Below are 26921 nucleotides of genomic sequence, written 5' to 3'. Positions count from 1 at the left end.
ATTTCAAGAGCCTCAGTTTTCTTGAGCCCGTTGTTCGCGGCGGAAAATCTCACCATCATGAGGTAGAAATTTGTAGGTTCTGAAAAGGGAGCTCCATGCGTACAGACAGACGGGGCGCCCCGCGTCCGCCAGTTCGCCGAAGACTCACAACATTGGCCGTGGCCGCGGCACTGTCCATCCCAACTGCCCTAACTCCACTGACAATTGCGCATGCCGAGCCATCTGAATCCTCGGCAGGAGACCCTGGTCTGCACACGCCGGCGGAAGCCGTTGCATTGTCGGAAGCGGCTGACAGCGGTGAGGCCGTCGAGGTCGTGGCGCAGCGCACTGAGACTTCTCAGGTGTTCGCCAACCCGTCCGGGACGATGACCGTGGACACCTACGCCACTCCTCAGTGGACACGGCAGGACAACCGTTTGGTAAAGATCGACACCGCGCTGAAGAGCGAGCCTGGTGGCCGGATCAGCCCGGAAGCCACCTCGGTGGACCTGTCGTTCTCCGGTGGCGGAGCAGGCCCCCTGGCCACCGTCACACGCGACGGCCGAAGCATGTCGCTGACGTGGCCCGGCACTCTGCCGGCACCCGAGCTAGCAGACGACACCGCCACCTACAGCGAGGTGCTGCCCGGTGTCGACCTCAAGGTCAAGGCGAGCACGACTGGCTTCAGTGAGGTCCTGGTCGTCAAGTCCGCTGAGGCGGCAGCCAACCCGGCGCTGAAGGCCATCGCCTTCAAACTGGACACCGACGGCATCGAAGTCTCCGTGGATGAGCATGGCAACCTCAAGGCGGTGAACCCCGCCGGCCAGGAAGTCTTCACCGCCCCGACACCCCGGATGTGGGACAGCCGCAGCGCCACGGCCTCGCCTGCAGCGCTGCGGGCCGCCGGTGGGCCACTAGACGCCGGGTCTCCTCCCGGGGACGAATTCGAGCCCGGGAACGGTGCACAGGAAACGCCGATGCCCATCGATGTCGCTTCCGGGCACGTCACGGTGGCGCCCGACCAGTCACTGCTCACCGGCAACGACACGGCCTACCCCGTGTACATCGACCCTGCGGTCGACGGCGGCCTCAAGGCGTGGACCATTGCGTACAAGAAAACACCGAACACCGGCTACTACAACGGAGCCGGCTGGGGTGGGAGCGGCTCGTCGACGTCCACGGCACGCGTCGGCTACGAGAACGAGACGAACGGGCTCGGCCGGTCGATCTTCCAACTGAATACCACGAACCTGTGGAACACGAACAAGCAGGTCCTGTCCTCAACGTTCAGGATCAAGAACACCTGGTCCTGGTCCTGCAACAAGCGCAAGATCGGCATCTGGCTGACCGGCGGAATCTCGAAAGCCACCACCTGGAACTCCTCGAACAACAACACGTTCTGGGACAGCAAACTCGACGAGACCGACGACACGCGAGGCTGGGGATCCGACTGCCCTGCCGGGAAGATCGCGTTCGACGTCAAGACTGCCGCCGTCAAGGCCGCAGCCGGAGACTGGTCCAACGTCACCCTGGGGCTCAGGGCCGTGAATGAGGGTGACGAGTACGCGTGGAAGAAGTTCGACGCCAACAGCGCCGTCATGTCCACCACGTACAACACCATCCCCAACACGCCCGCGAAGCTGGACACCATCCCCAGCAGCGGGGGCTGCCGCACCGCCTCACCCTTCGAGACGATCGGCAACACCGACATCTACCTGACCGCACAGGTCAAGGATGCCGAGGGCGGCAACGTCAAGGCCCAGTTCAATCTGTGGCCCACGGGGCACCACCCCAATGACGACCCGAACGGCGTCATGATCGTCAGCACAACCGCATCGGCACCTTCCGGGTCGGTCGCCAAGCTGAAGGTCTCCAAGGAAACCTTGAAGAAGTACATCTCCATGTCCAACGGCAACTTCTCCTGGAAGGCCCAGGCCAAGGACGCCACATCCAGCTCTGCCTGGGTACCCAAGACCGGGCTTCCCGGATGCCGCTTCGTCTTCGACCCCAACCGCCCGAGCAACCCGCCGGCCATCAGCTCCGCCACCTTCCCGAACGGCGACGACGGCTGGCCGGCCGTCACCGGCCAAGCCTTCACCACAGGTGACTTCACCGTGAAGAGCGGCGAAACCACCGAGATCCCCGACGTGGTCAAGTACGAGTACTGGACCGACTGGGACCCCACCGTCCGCACCAAGACAGCGGCCCGAGCAGGCGGACCCGTCACACTCCCCCTGCGACCTCCGGGGGCCGGATCACACAGCCTGTACGTGGTCAGTATTGACGGCGCCGGTAACCGATCAGACCGAACCCAGTACCTCTTCTACGCCGACAGCCCCACCGCTCCGGCCAAGGACGGAGACCTGAACCGAGACGGCAACGCGGACATGTACGGTGTCCGCTCGAATGGTGAGCTCTGGCTCTACCCCGGCCAGAACAACGGCTACGTCGGCACGTACACCATTGCGAGCAACGCCGACTTCACCGGCGCAACCGTCACTCACCGCGGGGACTGGAACCAGGACGGCAACGAGGACCTCATCGCCGCCATCCCCAGCAGCACAGGCAAGAACCTCAGCCTCTTCCCCAACAACGGACTCGGCTTCGCCTGCACCGCACGAGACGAACAAGCGGACGGAGCATCCAAGGCCTGCACAGACGACCAACAAGCACTCGACGTGTACGACCCAGCTAACAACCACTGGGCCAACGCAGACCAGATTCTCGCCATAGGCGACGTCGACGGGCCCCTCGACACCGACGGCGACGGCATCACCGACGTCCCAGGCTTCCCTGACCTCCTGGTCAAGGAAGGCCAACTCCTCTGGCTCTACTACGGTTCGCAGTCCCTCTACCTCGACGAAAGCCGCGCTCCCGTCCTCGTTGGAACCGGAGGCTGGGCCAGCTACGACCTCGCCGCACCCGGCGACCGCACAGCCAACGGACACGTGGACCTCATCGCCAGGAACAGGACCAATGGCGAACTGCGCCTCTACGCAGGAACCGGCCCCGACGGCCAGGGACTCGGCACCGCTGCAACATCCTCCGTTATCGGCACCGGCTGGACCCCCGCCAACCGGCCGCTGATCACGGCAGTACCCGACGCAAACGGTGACAACAAGGCCGATATCTGGGCCACTAACACCGACGGGCAACTCCTCTACTACTCCAACCTCGCGGGAAGCGGTACAACCGTTGGAACTGGCGGATGGAAGGATTTCCAGTCCCTCAGCTGATCGGACGGGTGTGTGTCAGGCGTCGAGCCACGCCTGACACACCAACGGCTCATTCCGTCTCGAGTCAGAAGCCGTTGTCCTGTCGATCTTGAGTGCGGTGTGATCGAAAGCGGCGGCCGGGGCGGGTGAACCTGCTGTGTTCGTGCATGAGGACAGGGCCTCTGGTGCAGTTCGGACTTGCTGAGACACCGAGCACGCCAGGAGGCCCTGTTGTCTATGTTGTACGCGGTCGAGGGCGGACTGATCTGCGAGCTCCAGGAGCGCTTGCGCGAAGGTCCGCGAGCAGGCCGGACGGGAAGCAGAGCCGACGGCCGCGGTCATCGACTCGCGGTCCGTAAAGACCGACGCGGTCGTCGGCGGCGGCAGCGGCAGCGGCAGCGGCAGCGGCAGCCGGGGCTACACGGGAACCCTGATCACCTGGGCCCTGGCCGTCACGAGTCCGCCTTCTCCACTCGTTCAGTGCGCCGAACGTTGTGCGGGCAGCCTCCCGCACCCTGCGCGAGCTCGGCCTGAGTGACCAGGCCCCGAGCCGGGACATCGTCCTGCCCGTCCACGCCTACGACGGCATCCGCGTGCTGACCGAGGACAAGGCCAGGACTGCCTGCACTATCCACTGCTGTACGAAGTGGCGGAACTGCTGCCGCACCTCACATGGTCGGCTGCCCACGCGACTACCCGTCCATCGTCTGCCTGCCCATGGCGGCCCTCACTCCCGTGACGAAGTCCAAGAGGTCCACAGCCGGCCTCCTGACCTCAACGAGTCAGCGGCGCAACCCGCGCGCGGCCGTCCGTCACCACATGGGCCGCAGGGCCGCAGGGCCGCAGCCGCACTGCCTCTGATCGCGCCGACTCGCGGGCAGCACGACTACGCCGTGAAGACGCTCCTCGTGCCGTTGTCCTGCAGCTCGCCGATCTCACCGGCAAACACCCCCCGGAGTTCCCGGTCCAGCTCACTCACACGGCCGTCGAGGCCTGCGATCGACGTCTTCATCTCGTTCTTCGTGTCGATCAGGATCGACACGATGTCATCCCTGCGCACTGAAGCGCCCTCCACCCCTGGGGAACAGTAGTCAGGCAAACGCCCTGAGTAGTGTCACGAGGCGAGGGGGCGTACGCCCATCCACGAACATGGCCGAATCCCTGCACGGACTGTCCGAAGACGCCGCCCCACCTCCCGCGCCACAACCGTGCCCGCGTACGCACCGGAACGGACATCCTGCGCTGCCCGCATGCGCCCGACACCTTGATCGCACCGGATCCAGCCCCCGCATGCCTCAAGGAGAACTCGCAGTTCAGAAGGCATGCCATGAACCCGCGACGACGCATAGCGATAACGGGGGCGACCTCCGCGAGCTCCATCCGCTAGGCTGTCAGCGGTCGGCCGACCTTCTGTGCGCCTGCTCGGGAAAGTGTCCCTCCGGACTCCTATCCCGACACCGCCGCAAGGTCGCATGACCAGGGCGTTTGTCTCACTCCGCCTTCGTAGCTCAGGGGATAGAGCACCGCTCTCCTAAAGCGGGTGTCGCAGGTTCGAATCCTGCCGGGGGCACAACGCGTTACCGCTCTGACCTGGGGTTTCTCTCCCAGGTAAGGGTCTTACTCGGCCTCGGACTTCCCGTCCGGGGCCGTTCGCGTGAGCGGACGGGGGCGGCTTCTGCAGGGCACGGTGGGGATCCCGGAGACGGGCGGGATGTACCGCGTGGCGATCGCCGACGTCACCGCTTGGACCAGGAGCAGTCGCTGTTTGCGGCCCGGAGGGCACGACTACTGCGGCGGCATCGACTTGCGACGCCCGCGTCAGCCAGCCCGTATATCGGTCCCGACGCAGATCAGGGCCGCGCAGCACTGCTGCTGAGCGGCCCTGTCACTTGTGCTCCCAGCACCATCAACTGAAGGTCGACGCCCACTGTTCGTGCGAGCCAGTTGGAGCGGGGGCGGGTAGGTCAGGCGGGGTGATGTGTTGGCCCGGGGCGCCGCCAGGTGTGTGCGGTACCCGGCGGGCACGCGCCACCTCAACTCGCGGTCGCCTGGTTCTCTGATTCGGCGGCGCGGCGGTATTGGGCGTTGATGCGCTGTGCTTCTTCGAGCTGGTCTTCCAGGATGACGATGCGGCAGGCGGCTTCGATGGGGGTGCCCTGGTCGACGAGTTCCCGGGCGCGGGCTGCGATGCGCAGCTGGTAGCGGGAGTAGCGGCGGTGGCCGCCTTCGGATCGCAGCGGGGTGATGAGGCGGGCTTCGCCGATGGCGCGGAGGAAGCCCTGGGTGGTGCCGAGCATGTCGGCTGCCCGGCCCATGGTGTAGGCGGGGTAGTCGTCGTCGTCGAGACGGCCGAACGAGTCGTCTGCTGTCATTTGCACCTCTCTGTGGAACGCGTGGAGGGGCCCGGGTGCCGTATGGCACCCGGGCCCCGAAGGAACTGCTACACCATCTGCCGGCCTTGATGCTGCGCCGGCGTTCTGTTTCCGCTGACCCGACCTGGAAGGCGTCGGGATTGCGGGGATCGCGATTGCTTGACCGGAGACCACCTCACTATCGATGTCCTGCGGTACCCGGACTCAAGACTTCCGTCCGGGCGATCCTGATGGCGCCTGGTCCTCCGTTTCTTCCCTCTGGGATCAATCACTTGCCTGCTGCTGGTACTGCTTTCCTTGGTACTGCTGGTGATGCGAACTGCTCTGTGGCCTGCGACAGCGCCACCCTTCGGCAGCCAGCCCCGTTGCCCGTCCTGCGTCTGCTCTGGCTTGGAACCCCACTGCCGAACTTCCCGGTACGCGCGCCCGCAGCCGACGCCTTCACCGAGGTACCGCTCACTGACTTCACTGCTGGGTACTGCACTTGCCGAACTACTACTGCGTGAACTGCGGTCCTGCTGACGGCAGCCCCTGATCACTGCGGGCCACCCGGTCCGGTCGTCAGTCCCGTCGCCGTCCTGCAACAACCCTGGCTTCGAAACTCCACCACCGCACCGTCCTGGCGGTTACTGCTGCCCGGCAGTTCGTCTCTGCCGCGCCTGCTGTCTCTCTGGGCTACGAGAGAAACCATAGCCACACCACCACCCAATGTCTACTCTGGCCAACATAGATTTCCGTGGGTCAGGTTGAGAGATAGTCGGTCTTGGCCACCGACCGGGTGCGCGGTGGTCCCGCTCCAGCCGGCTCGCCCCCGCTGACCAGGGCCGTTACGCCAGCTCGATGCCGCGAACACCACAGCCGCCGGCCAGCGCGGTTGAGGCAAGCCGACACAGTGGCCCTTGTTGTCTCGGAGCCCTTGTTGTCTCGGAGCTCGTCATCAATGCCCTGCGCCACAGCGGCGGCACCCGCGGCCTGGAAAACTCCTGCTGCTGCGGCAGGTGGATCAACACGGGCAGCGTCGCGAGCCGGTCACCTGTCACAGAAGCCGAGTGACTGGGTTCGCTGCCAAGCGCCTCGATGGATGACAGCGGACAACCACCCCCGGGGCCGTGCGCTCCGGCCTCCTGGACTCCGCCTGCCCCGGTGTCCTGCACAGCGTCGTCGGCCAAGTCGGCGAAACGCACGCACCGCCTTCAGGGCACTGGCACCGTGCGTGCGCGATGCATGAGCGGACTGTCCGGCACGAAGCTTCGTACAGTGAGTCAGCCGGTAGTTCTGTTCCCCGCCCGCTCGCTCTGTGGGCAATCCGGTGCTGTCGACGAAACGAAAGCGGATCAGTCTGTCGTCTTCTGGGGAATTTTTCAGGAACGCTGACCGCTACTGCCCACTCACATTTGCTGTTCCCACGGATTGACGACCAGAGCCCCGGTTCGGGCCATGTGTTTGATGTTGCGGGTGGCGACCGTCGACCGTCCAGCCGTTGGCCAGGGCGGTGGCGGCGATCAGTGCGTCCGGCGGATCGATGCTGGCGCCGGTGGCCTTGAGCGTCTTGTGGATGGCGAGGGAGGCGGCCGCCTCCCGTTCGCCGATCGGCGCGATACGGCCGCCGTATTCGTGCCGCACCGCGGCGAGGGCTCGGGCGTAACGGGCCTGTCGTACGGGATCCGGGGGTCAAGGGCGAGGGCATGGGGAGCGGAGAGGCGAAGGCCGCACTCAAGCCCGGCGACGCCGAGATGGACCACGCCGATCCCGACGCCACGAACAACACGCGTACCTTCGACCTGTTCGGGCCGGTGCCCGACGAGGCCGGCTCCGGACCGAAGACAAGCGTCGGTGTCGTAGTTGTCAGCGTGGTCGTCGGCTGCGTGGTCCTCGCGGGAGCCGGCGTGCTGGTGCGACGGAGGCTGCGGCTGCCGCAGGCGGTGATTCCGTCGCGCCGCGGACTCGCCGAAGGAACGACCCCGGTCCGGAGAGCCGCTGGGTCGCGACGGCTTGGCCCCGTCGGGCGGAGAAGGCGGGTCGTTCAAAGACCGTCCAAAGACGTGAAGCGGCAGTTCTTTCCGGTGCTCCGCCCCGGAAAGTTCCGGGATTCGTGCCACGGCTTCAGGTCGCAGCGCGAGGGTGCCCGGCCAACCGTCCAGTTTGGCTGCTCCAAGGGTGACGACCGCGTCCCAGTCAACGTCCTCGGCTGTGCCCAGCCGGTCGATCACGAAGGCAAGGGACCGCACGAGTACCTCGGCGTCAGACGGCTCCCAACCCGTTCGGTACCAGTAGATAGCCATTGCCCATTTTCAGCTCACCTGTGAATGTGCGGACGTTTACATGCCGAGGATCTTCCTGGCCCAAGGGCCCAAGGGCCCAAGGGGCGTACCCGCGCGTCCACTTGGGTTCCCGGCGGGGCTGAATCGGAGGGCGGGCCGCGTCACCCGGCCGCGCGCCGTTTTCGTAGAGTCGGGGCGATGAACACGGAACACACTCCCGACACCGGCGAACTGCTGCGCGGTACCTACGCACGGCTGCTGCCCACCGCCTCGATCCCCCCTGAGGTCACCGGCGATCTACGCTATGCGCGGCTGGTGGCCGACGACCTCGTCTTCGTCTACGCCCTCGACCGGCCCACCGACGTACGGCTCCTCACCGACCGGGACGTGGAGCGAGTCGGCCTTCAGGAGCTGGGACAGGCGGCGTACGGGAACCTGATGCGTGTCCCCGTCACGCACGAGGAGATCTCCGTCGAGGGGACGATCCTGCACTCCTTCTACGGGGACTCGCACTTCGTCGGCAGTCAGGCCCTGTTCCTGTCGGCGGCGGTCGGACGGGTCACCGGTGAGTCGCTTCCGCCCGCCGGGGCCCTTGTCGTCATGCCGAGCCGCCACAACCTGGTGTACCACCCGATCGCCGACGGCACGGTGGCCGACGCCGTCAACACCCTCGCCAGCTACGCGCTGGGCGCTTTCGAGGACGGGCCGGGCGCCCTGTCACCGCGGGTCTACTGGTGGCACCGGGGCAGCCTGAAACCGCTCACGGTGCTCGACGAGGAAACCCGTTCCCTGTCCATCCAGCCGCCGCCTCCGCTGCTCGGCCTGATGAAGGGCCTGGTCCGCCTCGACCGTGCCGGCCGGCTCGCCACCCGTGCCGCCGCCCAGGCGCCCGCTCCCGGCCTCGACGGGCTCGCCCGCGCCACGGCCGAGTCGATAGCGGGTCTCTCCCAGGACCCGGGAAGCGGCGGCCTGGGCGACGCCTTCGCCTCCGCCGTCGCGCACGCACACGTCCGGTGCGCCACCGATCCCGAGGCGGATCGGATCGGTACGTGGGACGCCTGGGCCACCGCCGTACAGCTCGGCTCCGCCCTGTTCACCGGCGGGCGGCCGCAGGACTGCCGACTCGGCGCGGATCTCGTCCCGCAGGTGCCGGCCACACCCGCCGCACCGCCCGCGGACGCCCGTGCCTGGCTCGACGCCCTCTACCTGGCGATCGTGTGCCGAGAGGGGGACCGGATCCACCGGCTCTGCCAGGTACCGCTGGAGACGCTGCGGCAGGACGACTCCGTCGACGCGTACGTGCCGCACTGGATCGACACCCTGCAGGCCTACTTCTCCGAAAGCGTCTCCATGGACGGGGTGGTGGAGAAACTCGTCGCCACCATGGAGGCGTCCGGACCCGACGCCGTGACCCGCGCGCCGATGGAGTTCGTGAACTCCATCGACTACCAGCCGATCGCGCTCTTCCACCGTCTCATCGCACGGGACCACGACACGTTCGCCAAGACACTCGGCGAAGCCGTGACGGAACACGGCCTCTATTGGGGCGAGTCGACGGCGCCGCGTGCCCAAGTGGCCCTGGGACCGCTGGCGATTGCGAGCCTCGCCTTCGACTACGGGTTCCCCATCGATCCCGTCCAGTCGCACCTGCCCCTGTGCCTGCTCAACCGCCAACGCGTCGAGGAGATCCCCAGCCCCTGACCCGGGCGCCTGATCTGGCACCTGACCTGGTGCCTGACCCGGCCTCTGACCTGGTACCTGACCCGCCCCTGACCTGGTGCCTGACCCGGCCTCTGACCCGGTGCCTGCCTCGACGCGGTTCCGGGCGGCAGCACCGGAGGCCGTGAAGGCGTAGTCGCTCACCTCAGCGGCGCCGGGCGGTCCGGCGCGTCGGTGGCTGTCCGGGCGGCCGCTGCCCCGGCCCCCGCGCCCGCGCTCCGGGCCGTGGCCACGATGTCCTGGAGCGCCGCGATGTGCCCGGCCAGGGCCTGTTGGCCGGCGGGCGTCAGAGACAGCCAGGTCCGAGGACGCTTGCCCACGTGCCCCTTGCGGACGGACAGGTAGCCGGCGGCCTCCAGCGCCGACGCGGTCTTGCTGAGAACCGAGTCGGACACCTGGCAGCCGTCACGAACGGTGGCGAACTCCGCCTCGTCGCACGCGGAGAGAAAGGCGACCAAGGCCAGCCGGGTCGGATGGTGGATGGTCTCGTCCAGGGCGGCCCGCTCCCGTCCTGGCGGATCGCCTCTCACGCGAGTTCCCGTAGCGCCCGATCGATCGCCACGTTACGGGTGATGCACACACCCCACACGCCGAGCCCCCATACGGCGAACGCCGTGATCCGGGTGGTGGCCTCCCCGGCCCCCGACACCCAGCAGCACCCTCCCGCCAGCAGCCCCGCCGCCAGGACAGCGGGAAGCGCGATCCGGCTCCGGCGCAGGCGCGCGGACAAGGGCCGCGTGACCCGTACCCCCGTTCCCCGCCGGGCGGCCCGAACGAGCGCGAACACGGCGGCGAGTCCCAGGAGCGACACGAGAAGCGCCGCCGCCGCCGTCCAGCCGCCCCGGCCCCGGCTCCAGGCCTGCACCGCGCTCGGCAGAACCAGGGTCACCGCCACGGCCGGGCCGTACCACGCCGGAACCAGCCCGGACGTGAGACGGGCCCGCTCCCTGGCCGTCTCCACGCCCTTCAGCGCGTCCTCGGCGTGCGCCGCCGGCCCGTCCTCACCCTCCAGGGGCGCGGACTTGTTCTCCTGCGACGGCATGAGCACACCGAATCCTTCCTGCGAGCACACGAGCAGCCCGACGGTAACGGTCGCCGGCAGCTCCCATCATGGCATTGACTTTCCAGTGTGGAAAGTACTTGCCGCATTGGATGCCATCGTGGTGTCGACGCGCTGTCGACGCCGGTGCCCCGCCCCTCTACGGCGTCAGCGCAGTTCGTCCGGGCACGGCGTCCCCGGCGGAAGATGGTAGGGCGCACCGAGCCGGTACACGCCGGCGCGCGGTGCCAGCAGTTCCGTCCACTCGTCGCCGTACTGGTCCTCGTCCAGCTTGATCAGGCAGCCGTTCTTGTTGACGAAGTCCTTGGGGAGGTCCTTGTCCTCACGTTGCTTGGACTCCTCGGTCTCCTGGGGCCGCTCCACGGCCCGGCCCTCCTCGTCGACCACCGCGAGCCAGCGCGAGTACGGGATGCGGATCAGCACCCGGCCCGCCTTCTTCACATCGATGGTCAGCTCACCGGCACCGGCCTCGTCCACCGTCGCCGGCGGATCGGCCAGTGGCACCGGGCTGTCCACGGAGTAGAGCCGCCAGTTGCTGTCGGACCAGATCGGCTTCAGGTACGGCTGCCCCTTGCTGACCAGCTCCGCCTCCTGCACCGCGCCGCTGGAGTCGGGTGAGCCCTGCGGCAGTACCACGTAGTGCACGGCCCAGCGGTCGAGCCACTGCCGGTAGTTGACGGAATCCAGGGTGTCGTCGTAGAAGATCGGGTTGCGCTCCATGTCGGCCTGCCGGTTCCAGCCGCGGGCCAGATTCACCAGCGGAGCCAGCGCGGACGCCTCCCGGTGGCTGCTCGGGGGGACCACCTCGACCCGGCCCCGCTCGGCACCGACCTTCTGGAGCTGGTTGACCAGCGGAGCCAGCTCGCGCGTCCAGGACGCGGTGGGCGCGGTCCGGACGATGTCGTCGACGCCCTTGAACCCGATCCAGAAGTTCAGCCCGACGAACGCGAGGACCAGCGCGTACCACCGCCGGGAGCGGGGCTCCGCGTACGGCAGTGCGGCCAGCAGCACCACGCCGGCGAACAGCATCGCCATCCGCGACACGTTCGAGCCGATCTGCGAGTCCACCACATACGTCAGCAGCGTCCCGATGCCGTACACCGCGGCCGCGGTCCGTACCGTCCTCCAGTCGCGCGGCACGAGGAGGAAGACCAGGGCCGCGAAGAGGAACGGCAGGGACAGCGTCGCGATCGACATCGGCTGGGTGCCGGAGAACGGGAACAGCCACGCGGACAGCGCCACCACCACGACCGGAGCCAGCCCCAGCGCGTACGCCCCGGGGCGGCGCTTGTTCAGGAACAGGGCGGCGGCGACCACACCGAGGAAGAGCCCCGCCACGGGACTGCCGGCCGTCGCGAGTCCGGCGAGGGGCGCGGCCACGACCGCCTTCGCCCACCGCTTGTACCGCCAGCGGTGCGGCCAGCAGAACACCGCCGCCACCGCACCGAGCGCGAACATCATGCCGAGCCCGAACGTCACCCGGCCCGACAGCGCGTTGCACAGGTACGCGAAGACCCCGGCCATCGAGCAGGCGATCGGATTGCGGACGGCCCGCACCCTGACCAGGATCAGCGCGGTCAGGCCCGCCGAGACCGTACCGGCGATCATCATCGTCGTACGGACACCGAGCACCGACATCAGATACGGCGACACGACGCTGTACGAGACGGGGTGCATGCCCCCGTACCAGGCCAGGTTGTACGCGGTACCGGGGTGCCGGCCCACGAACTCGGCCCAGGCGTCCTGGGCCGCGATGTCGCCGCCGCTGTTCGCGAAGAAGAAGAACCAGAGAACGTGGACCGCCGCGGCCACCGCGGTCGTCAGCAGGACCGGATGTCGAACGCAGCCCCGCTTGAACGCGTCGAGCCGGCCGGCGCCGTCCGGTGCGGATTCGCCGCCCGAGCCCCGTGCCCCGTCCCCGTCGCGCTTCGCCCGTGTCGGCTCAGCAGTGGTCACTGCGACTCTCCCCGTCCCTCCCCGGACGCGGTGAATCCGCCGACTCGCTCGCAGCGTGGGCGTCAATTGCCAGAAAACGCGTTCCGGGGGATACACGCGTTGCTTCTGGGACGCTAGCACGCAGCTTCTGACGCCGTCCGAAAAGGGCCTCGGGGGCGCCATGAGCACCTTGCTTCCGGCATTCGGACATTCGGCGGTTCGGTCGGTTGTGGGTTCGGCGGTTCGGCGGTTCGGACGCAAGCCGACCCGCATCGGCTGATGCGGGTCGGCTGACGCGGGTCGGCGGTACGGATCAGCTGATACGGGTCAGCTTCTGGCCGAGGCCCGGTTCCGCCAGATCCTGCTGAAGGGCAACGGGAGCACTGACCTTGGCGCTGCCCGTTCCCACGGTCACCACCCCGACCTTGGTGCCGGCCGTCATGGTGCGCGAGATCTCCTTGCCGTTCCCCGCCACGGAGAGCTCCACATCCAGGCCCGGCCAGCCCTTCGCCTTCAGGTCGGCGGTCGCGACCAACGGCGTGTGGCCACCGAATCCGTCATCCACGTACCCGACGACATCACCCTTGCGGACCACCTTGGCGGACGTCACCGCCTCCTGCGCGCCCTTGATCAGCTTGAGGCTGTTGGTCAGCGACATCACAAGGCTGTCGTACGGCTGCCCCGTGCCTGCCTGCTGCCCCATGACGGCGCCGTAGATCCACAGCTTCTTACCGTCCACGACGGTGTTGGCCGACCAGACCAGATTGCCGCCGGCCGGGGTGGAGGAACCGGTCTTGATACCGCTCACACCCGGCTCGAGCAGGATGGTGTTGTTGTTGTAGATCGTGGTGTCGATGCCGTCGATCTTGATCTGCGGGGTGTCGACGATCCCCTGGAACACCTCGTTCTTCATGACGGCGGCGGCCAGCTTGAGCTGGTCGTCGGCGGTGGAGACGGTCGTCTTCTTCAAACCGCTCGGGTCCGTGTACGTGGTGTGGCTCATGCCGAGCTTCTTGGCCGCGTCATTCATCTTCGAGACGAAGGCGGCCTCGGAGGAGGCGTCCCAGCGGGCGAGGAGCCGGGCCACGTTGTTGCCCGAGGGGATCATCAGGAGCTGAAGCATCTGCCGCTCCGTGAACTGCTGCCCCTCGGTGATCGGCACCTTGGACTCGTCCTCGGCCTTGGACTCGTCCTCGGCCTGCTGGTCGACAGTGATCTTCTCGCCCTGCTCCTTGCCGGCGAGAGGGTGCCCCTGGAGGATCACGTACGCCGTCATGATCTTGGCGACACTGGCGATCGGCGCCGGCTTCTGCGCTCCCGCCGAACCGAGCGAACCGACACCGTCCACGCTGACCGCCGACTGCCCCTGCGCGGGCCAGTCGAGCTTCAGGCCGGCGCCCTTGAAGGTGTACGTCGACTTCGCCGACATCACGAGCGCGGGATCGGGCAGCGGCCGCACCATCTGCGCGATCGCAAACGCGATCAGCAGCAGAAGGACCAGCGGCGTCCAGATCTTGACCCTCCGCACGGCGGTGCGTACCGGGGTCTCCGGCGGCGGCGGGGTGTTCGTCAGCTCGGCCAGCAGGTCGAGCGGCGGTCTGGGCGGCATCGGCTGCTGCCGGGTCCGCTCGGCGCCGCTGAGCGACGCGTCGGGCGGCAGCTGGGCGGCCCACGAGGGACCGGACGCCGGCCCGGACCGGTCGGAGCCGGGCTCCGGCGCGGGGGCCCCGGGGCTGCGCGGCGCGGGGGCCGGCCGTACGTCGTCGGAGCGCAGCGGTACGAACTTGCTGGTCCGCTCGGCGGGGGACTCGGGCTCGGACTTCCGGGCGGAATCCGGCCCGGACCCGGGCTTCGGCTTCCCGGTGGACGGCGGTGTGATCTTCAGCGCGGTCGTCGGCTGGTCGACGCGGGGCAGCCGGGGCGCCTTGAAGACGGCGGTCGCCTGGTCGATCCCGCGCTCCGCGCCGGTGACCTGCGCACCTTCGCCGACGGGGGCCTTCTCGTCGGCCTCGTCGTCAGACCGCTTGCCGGACTCCTCGTCGACCTTCTCGTCAGGCTGCCGCTCGGATTTTCCGTCGGACTTCGACTTTCCGTCGGACTTCTCGTCAGAGGACTTCTCGCCGGATTCCTCTTCGGGCTTCTCGCCGGGCTTCCCTTCGGGCTTCTCGCCAGACTCCTCGCCGGGCTTCTCTTCTGCCCGCCGCTCGGAGTCGTCGTTGGGCACCGGACCGGAATCCGCGCCGGATTCCTCGCGGGTGCGGGGCACGCGGGCCCCGCTCGCCGCAGTCGCGTCCGAGCGCCCGGCCGGCTCCTCGGCTTCCGCCACAGGCTCCGGCACCGGCTCGTCGCCGGAGGGGGCATCGCCGGAGGGGGCATCGCCGGACCGCTCGTCGGCAACCTGGCCGTCCCCGGCCCCGCCCTCCTGCGCGTCACCGTCCGTCGTCACCCAGGCGGCGACCGCCGCACGCAGCCGCGCATCCCCCGCCCCGGGGTCGGGAGCCGCGCTCTCCGGCACGTCCGCCGCATCGGCCTGGGCCGTGCCGGTCGCCCCAGCGGGCTCGACGCCCTCCGCAGGCGCCTCGGGCTCCCCGGCCGCCTCCGTGGCACCCGGCTCGGCCCCAGGGGCCCCCACCGAGCTCTCAGGGCCTTCAGGGGTCTCCTTCGCGGCCACAGGCTCGCCCTTCACGGCCGCAGGCTCGCTTTCGGCCGCCGACTCGGACCGCCGCGTACTGAAAACGGCCGTCGCCGTGTCCGCCCTGCCGCCGGACTCCGCCGGGGAGTCGGGTTCGCGGAACACCGCGAGCCGCGGATCGTGCTCGCTCCGAGCCGTTCCCGACGACTTCTGCTGCTCCGACTTGTCGGGGGACTCGCCCGCCACCGATGCCTCCTCCATGCGGCACGGGGACATCCCCGCGCTGTCCGAACCATCTACCAGTGTCCCGTGTGAACCCTCGGCTGAGCCGCTAGACGAGAACGACATACCTACTGGTTCCAGTACAAAGCAACCAGGCACCCTCGACAGACAGATGTGAGAGGGGTCACCCTGTCACTCATCCACGCGGGGAGGCATGGATGGGCAGGAGCCGCAGAACAATTCCGGAGGAGCTTCTGTTGCTCGCTCTGGACCCGACCACGGGTACCACAGCGCAGCCGCAGTCGCTCGACCTCGGCCTCGCCGGAGCCCAGCTTGTAGAGCTGGCCCTGGCAGGACGGATAGCCCCTGACGGGGATCGTATCGCCGTGGTGATGCCACGGCCGACAGGAGATCCGACTCTGGACTCCGCACTGGAACTGCTGCGCAGACGCGGCAGCCCGGTCCGGGCCGTCCACTGGATAGGCGGACCCCGACTGGGGCTTCGCCAGATCTACCTCGCTCATCTGGAGCGGTGCGGCATGGTGCATGCCGTGGCGGGCCAGATGTGCGGAGTGCTGCCGACGACTCGCTACCAGGCGACGGACACGGCAATCAGCCGGGACATCAAGGCCCGGCTGGACAGTGCGATCCGCACCGGCGTACCGCCGGACCCGCGGACCGCGGCGCTCGCCGCACTGGCCCACGCGGTCGGACTCGGCAAGCACCTGTACCCCGGGAACGAGGGGCGCTCTTCGCGCTCCCGGCTCCGGGACCTGATCAGACACGACCCGATGGGCGGTCTCGTGGCGCACGCCGTGATGGACGTCCAGAACGGGGCGGTCGCACAACCGCGCCGCAATCAGGCGGCCGGCGTGCCGTTGCAACCGCAAGCGCAGTCGCAGTCACGCCGCGACAGCATGGCGCACACCGCGGCCCACTAGGGCGGCACGGACGCCGAGACATCACCCGCACCATCCACACACCGCACCACAGCGACAACGCACCACGGCAACAACCGAATACCGCCGCACCGACGTCCCCAAAGACCCGGTTCGGGAGCCGCACCAAGCGCGGGGCAGCCGGTACCACCGGCTGCCCCGCGCCGCTGCGTGTGGCCATTTCCCAGCGCGGCCGGGGGCGCGGGTGGCAATCTGCTGAGCAGTAGATACGCACAGCTACATAGCCGGAGGTGCCGTTTCCGTGCCGCCCAACGTCAATCCCACCGTCAGACGACGACGGTTGGGTCAGGAATTGCGCCGACTGCGCGAGATCAAGGGCATGACGGCCGAGGAGGTGGCAGAGCGCCTGCTGGTCTCGCAGTCGAAGATCAGCCGCCTGGAGAACGGCCGCCGCTCCATCAGCCAACGCGATGTCCGCGATCTCTGCGGGGTGTACGAGGTCGAGGACCACCGGATCGTCGACTCGCTCATGCAGATGGCCAAGGACTCCCGCCAGCAGGGCTGGTGGCATGCCTTCGGCGACATCCCGTACAGCGTCTACATCGGTCTGGAGACCGACGCCGAGTCACTGCGGGTGTACGAGCCCCAGGTGATCCCTGGCCTGCTGCAGACCCGGCAGTACGCCGAGGCGCTGATCAACGGCGCGCTGCCGGAGGCGCCGCAGACCGACATCGACAAGCGCGTGAGCGTCCGTTCGCGCCGCCAGGACCGGATCAACGCCCCGGAGCACCCGCTGCGGCTGTGGGCCGTGATCGACGAGGCCGCGCTGCGCCGGATGGTCGGCGGCAAGCAGGTGATGATCGAGCAGCTGGAGCGCCTGGTGGAGCTGTCGCACCTGCCGCACGTGACCGTCCAGGTGCTGCCCTTCGAGATGGGTGCCCACCCGGGAATCAACGGGCAGTACGCCGTCCTGGAATTCCCGGATGCCGCGGATTCCAGCGTCGTCTACATCGAGGGAGTCACCAGCGACCTCTATCTGGAGAAGGCGAATGACGTGCAGCGGTACAGCGTCATGTACGAGCATCTGCGGGCGCAGGCCCTGAATGTGGAGCAGAGCCGGCATTTCATCGACGGGATCGCGAAGGAGTACACCCGTCTGAAGCCTGCGTGAGACGTGGCCGGACGGGCACTTGAACCAGCCAGCCCGCGAAGTCCGGAATGCGAGAAAAGAAGCGATGTTACGGGTGGGGCGGCGGCACGGTACACCGTCGCCACCTCGTAATGGAAGACCCGCATGGTATATGCCATCCGGTCGAGTGAACGGCCCCTTCACTCGGGGAGCTTGGCGAGTAGCGTCGATCACGCCAACAACACATCGTTGGCGCCACTCACACAACTCTCTGAACCGGAGTGAACATGGCCATTCGTCAGGGTGCTACGGACAAGTGGACGAAGTCGTCGTATTCCGGGGGCAACGGCGCCTGCGTCGAAGTCAGGTCCCCTCTCGTGCAGGCGATTGCCGTACGTGACTCGAAGGTCCCCGAAGGTCCTTCGATCGGTTTCGTCCCGGGTGCCTGGAACACGTTCGTGCGCGATGTCGCCAAGGGCGCCGTCGACGCCTGACCGATGAATTCCCACGCATTGTCGCCGCACCGATTCAGGTGCTGCCGGAAGCCCTCTCGCCCGGTTCGCCGTCCTGGCCGAGGGGGCTCCCCGCGAGACCGGGGGCCCAGTGGGAGCATCGGCCTCACCCGCGATCGGCAGCGACGTCAGCGCAGCTGATCCACGTAACGGTCCGTGCCCGGCACGGTCGGAATGAACGGCGCCACCAGCTCCACCCGCCCCAGGCCCGATTCCGCGACCGACACGTCGAGCCCGGTGAAATGCTCGTCCCAGCACTCCCTCGGATCCTCCTGGAGGAACCAGAGCAGGGTCAGCCGGGTGTCGACGCCCTCGACCTGCTTCACGTACGTCATCCGGTCGCCCGGCAGCGGGGTGGGACGGAACACCGTCACCATCGCCGCGGGCGACCCGCTCAGCCGCCCCGGCAGGTGCCGTGAGCGCAGCCACTCCAGCAACTCGGCCCGCTGCTCGGGCCCTTCGGCGTCGATCACCTCCAGGACCAGCCCGCGGTAGGGATGGTCGAGGGCGTGGAAGTCACGGGGCCCCGCGGCGCCGTCCCGGTAGACCGTCACCTCGTGGTCCTGGAACGCCGTGAAGACGTGGGTGCGGTCCTGATAGACCCGGCCGTCCCGGTTCAGCCGCTTGTTGATCCCGACGGTCCACTTCATGTGGTCGTCGTAGCGCCCCTCCGTCACCCAGTACGTGGACAGGTAGCAGCCGGCGCCGACCGGCGTCGCGATCGCGGACTTCTCCGGGTACCGCAGCCCCTGGAGTTCCCGGGTGGCCACCCAGCGCCGCCCCGCCGCCATCCAGGGCATCGCCATCGCGCCCGCGTAGTAGTGGTCGTCCTCGTACCAGCGGTTGTACGCGTACTCATGGCCCGGGTGCGGTTCCACCATGGTGATCAGCGCGTGGCCGGGGCGGACCCCGTACGGTCCCAGCGCGGCCAGTTCGGCGTAGGTGTCGCTCCGCGTCCCGCTGCCCCGCGCCGCCTCGCCCCGTGCCGCCTCGTCCCGGGTTTCCTCGCTCATGCCGTTCCCCTTCCGTACTCCGCCGGAGGCACCTACTCTGACGCCCCGTCAGAAGAACTGCCAGAGCCGGGAGGCGCCGATGTTGCTCGCGGGGAAGACCGTCATCGTTTCCGGAGTGGGTGCCGGGCTCGGGCACCGGATCGCGTCCACCGTCGTGCGGGACGGCGGCAACGCGGTCCTCGGGGCGCGCACCGCGGCCAATCTCGCCAAGTCGGCCGCCGAGATCGACCCCGAGGGGCTCCACACCGCGCACCTGCCCACCGACATCACCGACGAGGCGCAGTGCGAGGCGCTCGCCGCGCTGGCCGTCGAGCGGTTCGGGCGGATCGACGCGGTGGTCCATGTCGCCGCCTGGGACAGCTACTTCGGGGGCGTCGAGGATGCCGACCTCGACACCTGGAAGTCGGTCATCGACGTCAACCTGCTCGGCACCCTGCGGATGACGCGCGCCTGCCTGCCCGCCCTGAAGGAGCGGGGCGGATCGGTCGTCGTCATCGGCACGCAGTCCGCGGTGGCCGCGCCGTCCCAGGTGCGGCAGGCGGCGTACGCGGCCTCCAAGGGCGCGCTCACCTCCGCGATGTACTCCATGGCCCGGGAGTTCGGGCCGGACCGGATCCGGGTGAACACGGTGCTGCCGGGCTGGATGTGGGGACCGCCGGTGCAGGCCTACGTACAGTTCACGGCCCACACCGAGGGGGTACCCGAGGCCGAGGTGCTGGGCAGGCTCTCCGAGCGCATGGCGCTTCCGGAGCTGGCCACGGACGGCGACGTGGCGGAGGCCGTGGTGTTCCTGGCCTCCGACCGGGCGCGGGCGATCACCGGGCAGTCCCTGCTGGTCAACGCCGGCGAGCTGATGCGCTGAGACACCGTCCCGCCCGGAAGCGAAACGCACGCGGAGCCCAACAGACGGTCGGGCAGAGTCAGTTCTCCTCCTTCTCGGCCGCACGGGACCCGCATCCCGTGCGGTCATTCTGTGCTCTTCGGCGCTCCTGGACGTGTCCTCGGTGTTCTCGATCCGTCGTTCCGTCGTTCTCTGCACAGCCTGACGAAGTGCCTGCTCATGGTGTGGCCGCCGTCACGTTGACGACAACGCCCTCGTGATTCAAGAACACGTAAAATCGTTCGACTTACTGATCAGCGTTCACATTCCTGACCGCAGGGGACCTTGACCGAGGGACCGCACAGGCGGTTCAATCCCCGATGTCCCCGCTCCCGCACGGGGGCCCCGCTGAGCGGCCGTACTGGCGAAGTGCGTACCCGTTCACAAGGCGGACCCCAGGAGGGGACACATGAACAGTCTCGACTGGGTCGTGCTCATCGGCTACTTCGGCGTGATGATCGCGATCGGGCTCTGGTCCCACAAGCGTGTCGACAACGTCAGCGACTTCTTCACGGCCGGCGGCAGGATGCCGTGGTGGCTGTCCGGCATCTCGCACCACATGTCCGGCTACAGCGCCGTGATGTTCACCGGCTACGCCGGTATCGCCTACCAGTACGGAGTCACGTCCTTCGTGACGTGGTCGCTGCCGATCGCCATCGGCGTCGGGCTCGGCGCCAAGCTCTTCGCCCCCCGGCTCAACCGGCTGCGCTCGCGGCTGCACGTCGCCTCGCCGCTCGAATACCTGAAGAACCGCTACAACATCCAGACCCAGCAGGCGCTCGCCTGGTCCGGTCTGCTGCTGAAGATCGTGGACGTCGGCGCCAAGTGGGCCGCCATCGCGACCCTGCTCTCCGTCTTCACCGGCATCAGCCTGACCCAGGGCATCTTCATCACCGGCATCATCACGGCCATTTACTGCACGGTCGGCGGTCTGTGGGCCGACGCGCTCACCGAGCTGGGGCAGTTCATCATCCAGCTGTTCGCCGGGGTGGCGATGCTGGTCACCGTGATGAGCAAGCTGGACGGCTTCAGCACGCTGTGGACGGTCTGGGACAAGCTGCCCGAGGGCCACACGGACCCGACGGCCGGTCCGTACACCGTGACCTTCCTGCTGGCGTACCTGTTCATCAAGACCTTCGAGTACAACGGCGGCATGTGGAACCAGGCCCAGCGCTACATGGCCACGGACTCCGCAGCCTCCGCGACCCGCTCGGCCCGGCTCTCCGCCGTCCTGTGGCTGGTCTGGCCGACGGTCCTGTTCTTCCCGATGTGGTGCGCACCGCTGCTGGTCCACGCGCAGAAGCCGGACGCCTCCGACAGCTACGCGCTGATGACCGAACAGCTGCTGCCGCACGGCCTGCTGGGCCTGGTCGTCGTCGGCTTCTTCTCGCACACGATGGCCATGTGCTCCTCGGACGCCAACGCCATCTCGGCGGTCTTCACCCGCGACATCGCCCCGGTCTTCTCCAAGGCGGCCCGCAACTGGAGCAGCCGGGCCGGGCTGCTGGCCGCGCGGCTCTCCACGCTCGGCTTCCTGGGTCTGTCGATGGCACTGGCGACGCAGATCAACTCGCCGACGTTCAAGGACATCATCTCCGTCGTCATCAAGTGGGTCGCCGGTCTGATGGGTCCGATCGCGATCCCGTTCATGCTGGGCCTGCTGCGCCGCTTCCGTAAGTCGGGACCGACCGCGGCGCTCACCAGCTGGGCGGCCGGTCTGCTGGCGTTCTACTTCACCAACTACAACTTCGACGGTTCGGTGAAGACGGACGTGGCGCTCCAGTACCAGGTGGCACTGCCGCTGGCGATCTCGCTGGTGCTCTACATCGTCATCGGCTTCATCAAGCCGGAGGACACCCCGGAGCGCGACGCGATCATCGAGCAGATCAACTCGGACGGTGACGGGCCCGGCATCGGCGCGACCGTGCCGGCGCAGGGCGGCCCCGGGGACGTGGAGTTCACCGAGGGCGCGAAGGAAGCCGAGGGCGCGAAGGGCGCGACCGACTGACGCCCGCCGCTGTACGGAACGGATGGCGGTGGGGGCGGGTTACGGGATGCTGCGGCGTCCCGTGACCCGCCCCCACCGCGTGACCGGCGTACGCGGCCGGACTCCGGCGGGCTCCCGGGGGTTCAGCCGCGCGGGTAGCGCGCCAGCCAGCCCGCCGCGACGGCCGCCGGGCTGTGCAGGGCGGGGCCCTGGGTCATCTCCATGGCGAAGTCGTCGGAGAGTTCGAGCAGTGTCGCCCGGCCCTCCAGTTCGGCGAGCCAGGCCGGCGGCAGCGCGGTCTCGCCGTGCAGCGCGCCGAGCAGCGCCCCGCACAGGGCCCCGGTCGCCGAGGACGGCCCGCCGTGGTTCACGGCCAGCCGCAAGCCGTGCCGGACGTCCTCGCCCACCAGCGCGCAGTACACGGCCACCGCGAGCACCTCCTCGGCCGAGTCCGTGGCGCCCAGGGACTCGATGAGGGCGGGCCCGGGTATCCCCTGCCGGACGGTGCCGAGAGCCTGCTGGAGCGCCTCGGTGACGGGTTCGTGGCCCGGACGCCCGGCGAGCAGGGCGAGGGCGTGCTGCACGGAGCCGTCCAGCGTCTCGCCCCGCGCCAGCCCGTGCACCATCACGGCGAGGGCGCCCGAGGAGAGCAGTGCGGTGGGGTGGCCGTGGGTCTGGGCGGCGCACTCGACGGCCAGCTGGAGGACGAGTTGGGGCTCCCAGCCGACCAGCAGCCCGAAGGGCGCGGAGCGGGTGAGTGCGGCCGAGTCGTGTGCGTCGGGGTTCTTGGGCCGGTCGAGGGTGCCCATGGTGGTGTCGCCGAAGCCGTTCAGGCATTCCCGGGTGGGGGCGCGGCGGGTGTAGAGCCATTCCTGCCCGGCGAGCCAGCCGTTGTCCTTGCGGCGTTCGTCGGGTCCCCAGTCGTGCTGGGTGGCGGCCCACCGCAGATGTGCCCGGTGCACGTCGGTGGGCGGGTGCCAGGCGCCGGTGTCGCGGCGGACCTGGGCGCGGATCAGTCCGTCCACGGTGAACAGGTTGAGCTGGGTGACGGCGGTGACACAGCCGCGTCCGCCGTGGGCGGGGACGAAGTCGGTGACGGCGTCGGCGCCGTGGGCCTCGCGGATCTCCTCCAGCGAGAGCCCGCTGACGCCCGCGCCGAGCGCGTCACCGATGGCGCCGCCCAGCAGCGCGCCGCGTACCCGGCTGCGGAAGTCCTGCTGTTCGGCACGGCCCCAGACAGCTGTGGTCCCTGTGCTCACCGTGCCCCTCCCCCTCGGCCCGCGCATGTGCGACCGCGCGGTGACTGTGCGGTAACTGCGCAGCACTGTAATCGAACGACCACGCGCCCAAGGGGGCGGAACCGTATGTACGAAGTGGGGGTTCGGTTCAGTTTTGCGCGGCATTCTCCGGGGATTTCCCACGAGCGGTTCGGCTGAGGGAGCCTCTTGCCATAGCCGTGGGAGCCCCGGATCCTCACGGTCCTCGGACGGGAAACGGCTTCTCAGGCGCGGCGGACCCGCCAGAGCCACACCGACGTGCCGGCCAGCAGGGCGAGCGTCACCAGGTTGCCCACGACGGCGGGGGTGCCGGACGGGCCGTCCGTCAGGTTCCAGGTCGCGAAGACGGCGCTCGGCAGGACGGCGGTCAGCAGGACGCCGGTGGTCTTCTGGACGGCGACCCAGTGTACCGAGGTGCACAGGAGCACCGCGCCGGTGACGCGGAACAGGACGCCGAACAGCGGCCCTGGGAGGTCGGGGAAGACCATCATGAAGGGCAGCGAGAGGGTGAGCATCAGGAGCGGGACCAGGGGGTGCACCTTGCCGCGCCGGGCGGGTGCGCCGGCACCGCTCCGGGCCGGGGCCCCGGCGGTCCCGTCGCCCGCCTCGGCCAGCGCCGTCGCCGCGATCGTGCGGGGGTCGCCCAGCTCCGCGAGTATCTCGGCGATCGCGGTGCCGGGGCGTTCGGTGCGCGTCACCTCGATGTGTTCGGTGAGGTCGGCGACGAGTTCCTGGCGACGGTCGGCCGGGAGCGCGGAACCCTCGCGCTCGACGGCCGAGAGGTAGTCGCGCACGGGGTCGGCAGAGGTCTTCATGCGAGGTCTCCGGTGGGGGTGTGTGGGGTGGTCAGGAAGGCATCGACGGCGTTGCGGAAGCCGGGCCAGACGCGGGTGAACTCGTCGAGCGCGGCCCGCCCGCTGTCGGTGAGCGCGTAGTAGCGGCGGGGCGGCCCGGAGACCGATTCCTGCCAGGTGGTGGTGACCAGGTCGTCGCGGCGGAGCCGCGAGAGCAGCGGGTAGACCGTGCCCTGGCTGGTGGCGAGGGCGCCGGAGTCCTCCAGGGCGTGGAGGAGTTCCACCCCGTAGCGGGGGCGGTCCCGCATCAGGGCGAGTACGCAGTACTCCAGGACTCCCTTGCGCAGTTGGGCGGCTGCCCGAGCCTGCTTGGCCGAATCACCTGGTTGCATGCGTTGCAAGATACCTTGTTGGGCAAGTGGATGGGAAGGCGGGTTGCCCGGCGGGTCCGCGGCCCGGCACCGGTTTCCGGGGCCTCTCGTCAGGGCCCGTCCGGACGGTGTCCCCGGTCCCCCGCGAGCCGTTCCCGCTGCTGCCGGGCCCACGCGTACTCCGGGTCGATCTCCAGCGCCCGGTCCAGGTCGTCCAGCGCCTCGTCCCGGCGGCCCAGCGCCTCGTACGCCAGGGCCCGGCTACCGTGCGCCCAGGCGTACTCCGGGTCGAGGGCCAGCGCCCGTCCGTACTCCTCGACGGCCTCCTCGAACCGGCCGGCGGTCCGGTACACGTCGCCCCGCTCCCCCGCGATCCCCGCGGCCCGGGGCGCGAGTTCCGCGGCGCGGTCCAGGTCGGCCAGGGCACCGGCCGGGTCCCCGCGCACGGAGCGCAGATTGGCGCGCCGCACCAGGGCCCAGTGGTACTCGGGCCACAGGGCGACGGCCCGGTCGAAGTCGTCGAGGGCGTCCTCGGGGTTCCCGAGCCGCTGACGTACGAGCCCCCGACTGGCGAGGGTCACCGGGTCGGCCGGGTCCAGGACGTGTGCCCGGTCCAGGGCGGCCAGCGCCTCCCGCGCGCGGCCCATCCGGCGGTAGGTCTCCCCGCGTTCGCGCACCGCCCAGGCCCGGTCGGGGGCGATCTCGTCGGCCCGGTCGAGGTCGGCCAGGGCCTCTTCGTACGCGCCCAAGGCCCGCAGCACGACCGCCCGCCCCTGGTGGGCCCGCGCGCTCCGGGGGTCGAGTGCGAGGGCCCGTCCGTGGTCGGCGAGCGCCGCCTCGAACTCGACCGCCCGGAAGTGGTCCCAGCCCCGCGCCACCAGGACGGCCGCCCTGCCGGTGTCGTCGAGCCCGGCGCGGGTCAGCAGCAGCCCGAACGCGGCGGTGGCGCGGGGCGCGTGGTCGGTGAGAGCGGTCAGCAGGTCCCGGCCCCAGTCGCGCAGCACGGCGCTGTCGGTGTCCTCACCGGCCTCCGCGAGGGTGCGCGCCCAGTGCCGGGCGGCGACCGGGTCCTGCCGGCAGGCGTCGGTCCCGGCGCGCAGGGCCTCGGGGAGCGCGGCGCGGGGGTGCGCGCACAGCCGGTGGTACAGCGCGTCCAGGGCCGCGTCGCGCCAGGCGTCCTCGGCCCACAGCCGGTCCGGGTCGCCGCCCTCGGCCGCCGCGTCCCGGCGGGCGGCGAAGGCGTCGGCGAGGCGGTCGTGGGCCGCGCACCACGTCCGCGGGGACGCCAGGCGCTGGAGCCGGAGCATCGGGGCGCGCACGACCTCGTGGTACCCGGCCCGGCCGGAGTGCCGCCCCGCGACGAACGGCAGCTCGATCACCCAGTCGTGGAGCCCGGGGCCACCGTCCGGTACGGCCACCGCCACCAGGTCCGCGTCGAGGCGCCGGGGCAGCGCGCAGGCGAGGGCAGCGGCGCGGCGCTGCGGATCGGTCTCCCCGGAGAGGAACCGCTCCACGGCCGTCGCGCTCGCGTCCCCGGCCGCGCCCGGATTGGCCGCGAGGGTGGAGACGAGGACCGGCAGCCCGCCGGAGAGCCGCAGCACCTCGCGTACGACGTTCTCGTCCACCACGCCCTGCCCGTTGAGGAGCCGGCGGGACTCCGGCTCCGTGAAGGGGGCCAGCGCGACGTCCGCGGTCAGCCGGGTGTGGGCCGCCCAGTGCACGGGGTCGAGGCGGCGCCGGCCCGCGAGGACGAGGACGAGGTTGGCGGGGAGTTCGCCGTATCGCCTCGGTGTGAGCAGGTCCGTCAGCCAGCCGTCGAGCAGCGGTGCGGTGCGCTCGTAGGTGTCGCAGAAGAGCACGATCCAGGGCACGGTGTCCGCGATCCGGGCCAGTTCGGTGACGAACACGGGTGTGAGGGCCCGCACCGGTTCCGCGAGCAGCCTGGCTTCCTCCCGCTGCCGCGCCCGGCCCCCGAGCACCGCCCGCAGTCCGCCCGCGCCCCGTGCCACCGCGGCCGGATCGATGCCCCCGGCCAGCGCGCCGACCACCGGGACGGTGCCCGCCGCGATCAGCCCGGCCTGTGCGGCGGCCAGGGCGCCGGGCGAGGGCTCCCCGTCCCCGGACGACTCCCCGGCGGTGGCGTGCAGGGCCCGCTGGTGGATGCCGAGGAGCCGGTCCAGCGCCTTCAGCGGCTGCCGCCGGCTCGCGAACTGCGCGGCCACCGAGGCCAGTACCTCGGGTACGGACTCGGCCGTCTCGTCGACCCACGCGGTCAACGCCCCGCGCTCGTCGGCCGCGCGCCCCCACTGCCGTACGAGCGAGGTCTTGCCGACCCCGGCATGGCCGTGGACATGAAACACGAAACGGTGCCGGGGGTCCTCCGGCGGTACGTCGAAGTTGCCCCGGAACAGGTCGAGTTCGGCCGAACGCCCCACGAACGCGGCGCTGTGGTGGGCCTCGGCGATCTGCTGGAGCGACAGCCGGCGCGGGTCGGTCGTGGCGGACATCTCCCCAGTCTGGCAGCGCCGTTCGCCGCCCGGGAAGCCGACGGGCGCGGAGCCGCCCCGGTGGCCCGCCCGTCCGGAGCGGCGGCGCGCGGGCTCACCACTCCTTGAGCAGGGTCACGGCCATGTCGAGCGGGAGCCCCGGATGCCGGCGCCTGAG

19 protein-coding genes and 1 tRNA gene are annotated in these 26921 nt (G+C 69.6%); 8 read left to right on the top strand and 12 right to left on the bottom strand.

Annotated elements, in window-relative coordinates:
• Positions 1–158 precede the first annotated feature (158 nt).
• Complete coding sequence (locus AB0I52_RS09840) at positions 159–3215, top strand: VCBS repeat-containing protein (RefSeq protein ID WP_363070668.1); 3057 nt, start codon at positions 159–161, stop codon at positions 3213–3215.
• 865 nt (positions 3216–4080) lie between these two features.
• On the opposite strand, the gene AB0I52_RS09835 is transcribed toward AB0I52_RS09840, so the two are convergent.
• On the bottom strand, positions 4081–4236 hold the full coding sequence (locus tag AB0I52_RS09835; RefSeq protein ID WP_363070666.1) for a hypothetical protein: 156 nt from the start codon (positions 4234–4236) through the stop codon (positions 4081–4083).
• A 455-nt stretch (positions 4237–4691) separates the two neighbouring features.
• On the opposite strand from AB0I52_RS09835, the gene AB0I52_RS09830 reads away from it, so the two are divergent.
• Positions 4692–4764, top strand: a tRNA-Arg gene (locus AB0I52_RS09830).
• 463 nt (positions 4765–5227) lie between these two features.
• Here AB0I52_RS09830 and AB0I52_RS09825 read toward each other — a convergent pair.
• Together AB0I52_RS09825 and AB0I52_RS09820 are read right to left on the bottom strand one after the other, a co-directional pair.
• Positions 5228–5566, bottom strand: coding sequence for a MerR family transcriptional regulator (locus AB0I52_RS09825; RefSeq protein WP_362963815.1), 339 nt, complete (start codon positions 5564–5566; stop codon positions 5228–5230).
• Positions 5567–6943: 1377 nt separating this feature from the next.
• Positions 6944–7189, bottom strand: coding sequence for a hypothetical protein (locus tag AB0I52_RS09820; protein ID WP_363070664.1), 246 nt, complete (start codon positions 7187–7189; stop codon positions 6944–6946).
• A gap of 836 nt (positions 7190–8025) precedes the next feature.
• Here AB0I52_RS09820 and AB0I52_RS09815 point away from each other — a divergent pair.
• Entirely contained in the window at positions 8026–9528 is a 1503-nt protein-coding gene (locus AB0I52_RS09815; RefSeq protein ID WP_363070662.1) for an immunity 49 family protein, read from the top strand.
• A 158-nt stretch (positions 9529–9686) separates the two neighbouring features.
• Here AB0I52_RS09815 and AB0I52_RS09810 read toward each other — a convergent pair whose 3' ends face one another.
• The 4 genes from AB0I52_RS09810 to AB0I52_RS09795 form a co-directional block, all read right to left on the bottom strand.
• Positions 9687–10076: a transcriptional regulator gene (locus tag AB0I52_RS09810; protein WP_363070660.1), complete on the bottom strand. Its 390-nt coding sequence runs from the start codon at positions 10074–10076 to the stop codon at positions 9687–9689.
• On the bottom strand, positions 10073–10588 hold the full coding sequence (locus AB0I52_RS09805) for a hypothetical protein (protein WP_363070658.1): 516 nt from the start codon (positions 10586–10588) through the stop codon (positions 10073–10075). Before AB0I52_RS09805 ends, AB0I52_RS09810 begins: the two co-directional genes overlap by 4 nt.
• Before the next feature lie 165 nt (positions 10589–10753).
• Positions 10754–12562 (bottom strand): MFS transporter, encoded by a 1809-nt coding sequence (locus AB0I52_RS09800; protein ID WP_363070656.1) that lies wholly within the window; start codon positions 12560–12562, stop codon positions 10754–10756.
• Positions 12563–12854: 292 nt separating this feature from the next.
• The gene (locus tag AB0I52_RS09795) at positions 12855–15419 is read right to left on the bottom strand and encodes a serine hydrolase (RefSeq protein ID WP_363070752.1); all 2565 of its coding nucleotides are present in this window, start codon (positions 15417–15419) and stop codon (positions 12855–12857) included.
• A 194-nt stretch (positions 15420–15613) separates the two neighbouring features.
• Here AB0I52_RS09795 and AB0I52_RS09790 point away from each other — a divergent pair, with 194 nt between their 5' ends.
• The 3 genes from AB0I52_RS09790 to AB0I52_RS09780 all read left to right on the top strand — a co-directional run bounded on the left by AB0I52_RS09790 (position 15614) and on the right by AB0I52_RS09780 (position 17917).
• On the top strand, positions 15614–16336 hold the full coding sequence (locus AB0I52_RS09790; protein ID WP_024491270.1) for a GPP34 family phosphoprotein: 723 nt from the start codon (positions 15614–15616) through the stop codon (positions 16334–16336).
• A gap of 259 nt (positions 16337–16595) precedes the next feature.
• Positions 16596–17465, top strand: a complete 870-nt coding sequence (locus tag AB0I52_RS09785; protein WP_363070654.1) for a helix-turn-helix transcriptional regulator — start codon at positions 16596–16598, stop codon at positions 17463–17465.
• Between the two features lie 245 nt (positions 17466–17710).
• On the top strand, positions 17711–17917 hold the full coding sequence (locus tag AB0I52_RS09780) for a DUF397 domain-containing protein (protein ID WP_363070652.1): 207 nt from the start codon (positions 17711–17713) through the stop codon (positions 17915–17917).
• Positions 17918–18063: 146 nt separating this feature from the next.
• On the opposite strand, the gene AB0I52_RS09775 is transcribed toward AB0I52_RS09780, so the two are convergent.
• Complete coding sequence (locus AB0I52_RS09775) at positions 18064–18948, bottom strand: hypothetical protein (RefSeq protein ID WP_363070650.1); 885 nt, start codon at positions 18946–18948, stop codon at positions 18064–18066.
• A 79-nt stretch (positions 18949–19027) separates the two neighbouring features.
• Between AB0I52_RS09775 and AB0I52_RS09770 the strand changes: the two genes are divergently transcribed.
• Positions 19028–19810 carry an SDR family oxidoreductase gene (locus tag AB0I52_RS09770; RefSeq protein WP_363070648.1) on the top strand — a complete coding sequence of 261 codons (783 nt, stop codon included), beginning with the start codon at positions 19028–19030 and terminating at the stop codon, positions 19808–19810.
• Positions 19811–20237: 427 nt separating this feature from the next.
• Positions 20238–21836, top strand: a complete 1599-nt coding sequence (locus AB0I52_RS09765; RefSeq protein ID WP_363070646.1) for a sodium:solute symporter family protein — start codon at positions 20238–20240, stop codon at positions 21834–21836.
• Between the two features lie 122 nt (positions 21837–21958).
• Here AB0I52_RS09765 and AB0I52_RS09760 read toward each other — a convergent pair whose 3' ends face one another.
• From AB0I52_RS09760 to AB0I52_RS09745, 4 genes are all read right to left on the bottom strand, one after another.
• Positions 21959–23074 carry an ADP-ribosylglycohydrolase family protein gene (locus AB0I52_RS09760; protein WP_363070644.1) on the bottom strand — a complete coding sequence of 372 codons (1116 nt, stop codon included), beginning with the start codon at positions 23072–23074 and terminating at the stop codon, positions 21959–21961.
• Positions 23075–23316: 242 nt separating this feature from the next.
• A complete protein-coding gene (locus AB0I52_RS09755) occupies positions 23317–23907 on the bottom strand; it encodes a hypothetical protein (RefSeq protein WP_363070642.1) in 591 nt (196 codons plus the stop codon).
• Complete coding sequence (locus AB0I52_RS09750; RefSeq protein WP_363070640.1) at positions 23904–24278, bottom strand: PadR family transcriptional regulator; 375 nt, start codon at positions 24276–24278, stop codon at positions 23904–23906. Before AB0I52_RS09750 ends, AB0I52_RS09755 begins: the two co-directional genes overlap by 4 nt.
• Positions 24279–24367: 89 nt before the next feature.
• A complete protein-coding gene (locus tag AB0I52_RS09745; protein WP_363070638.1) occupies positions 24368–26764 on the bottom strand; it encodes a tetratricopeptide repeat protein in 2397 nt (798 codons plus the stop codon).
• Positions 26765–26921: the final 157 nt, after the last annotated feature.

The organism is Streptomyces sp. NPDC050423 (genome assembly GCF_040655445.1).
In the GTDB taxonomy this organism is placed as follows: domain Bacteria; phylum Actinomycetota; class Actinomycetes; order Streptomycetales; family Streptomycetaceae; genus Streptomyces.
The sequence above is the reverse complement of the archived record's forward strand: the minus strand, read 5'-3'. Positions and strand labels throughout refer to the sequence as shown.

Excerpts from the sequence above, each read along its gene's own strand:
- AB0I52_RS09765 (WP_363070646.1), top strand. The coding sequence starts at position 20,238 with ATGAACAGTCTCGACTGGGTCGTGCTCATCGGCTACTTCGGCGTGATG.
- AB0I52_RS09770 (WP_363070648.1), top strand. The coding sequence starts at position 19,028 with ATGTTGCTCGCGGGGAAGACCGTCATCGTTTCCGGAGTGGGTGCCGGG.
- AB0I52_RS09805 (WP_363070658.1), bottom strand. The coding sequence starts at position 10,588 with ATGCCGTCGCAGGAGAACAAGTCCGCGCCCCTGGAGGGTGAGGACGGG.
- AB0I52_RS09825 (WP_362963815.1), bottom strand. The coding sequence starts at position 5,566 with ATGACAGCAGACGACTCGTTCGGCCGTCTCGACGACGACGACTACCCC.
- AB0I52_RS09775 (WP_363070650.1), bottom strand. The coding sequence starts at position 18,948 with ATGAGCGAGGAAACCCGGGACGAGGCGGCACGGGGCGAGGCGGCGCGG.
- AB0I52_RS09755 (WP_363070642.1), bottom strand. The coding sequence starts at position 23,907 with ATGAAGACCTCTGCCGACCCCGTGCGCGACTACCTCTCGGCCGTCGAG.
- AB0I52_RS09780 (WP_363070652.1), top strand. The coding sequence starts at position 17,711 with ATGGCCATTCGTCAGGGTGCTACGGACAAGTGGACGAAGTCGTCGTAT.
- AB0I52_RS09790 (WP_024491270.1), top strand. The coding sequence starts at position 15,614 with ATGGGCAGGAGCCGCAGAACAATTCCGGAGGAGCTTCTGTTGCTCGCT.
- AB0I52_RS09750 (WP_363070640.1), bottom strand. The coding sequence starts at position 24,278 with ATGCAACCAGGTGATTCGGCCAAGCAGGCTCGGGCAGCCGCCCAACTG.
- AB0I52_RS09815 (WP_363070662.1), top strand. The coding sequence starts at position 8,026 with ATGAACACGGAACACACTCCCGACACCGGCGAACTGCTGCGCGGTACC.
- AB0I52_RS09745 (WP_363070638.1), bottom strand. The coding sequence starts at position 26,764 with ATGTCCGCCACGACCGACCCGCGCCGGCTGTCGCTCCAGCAGATCGCC.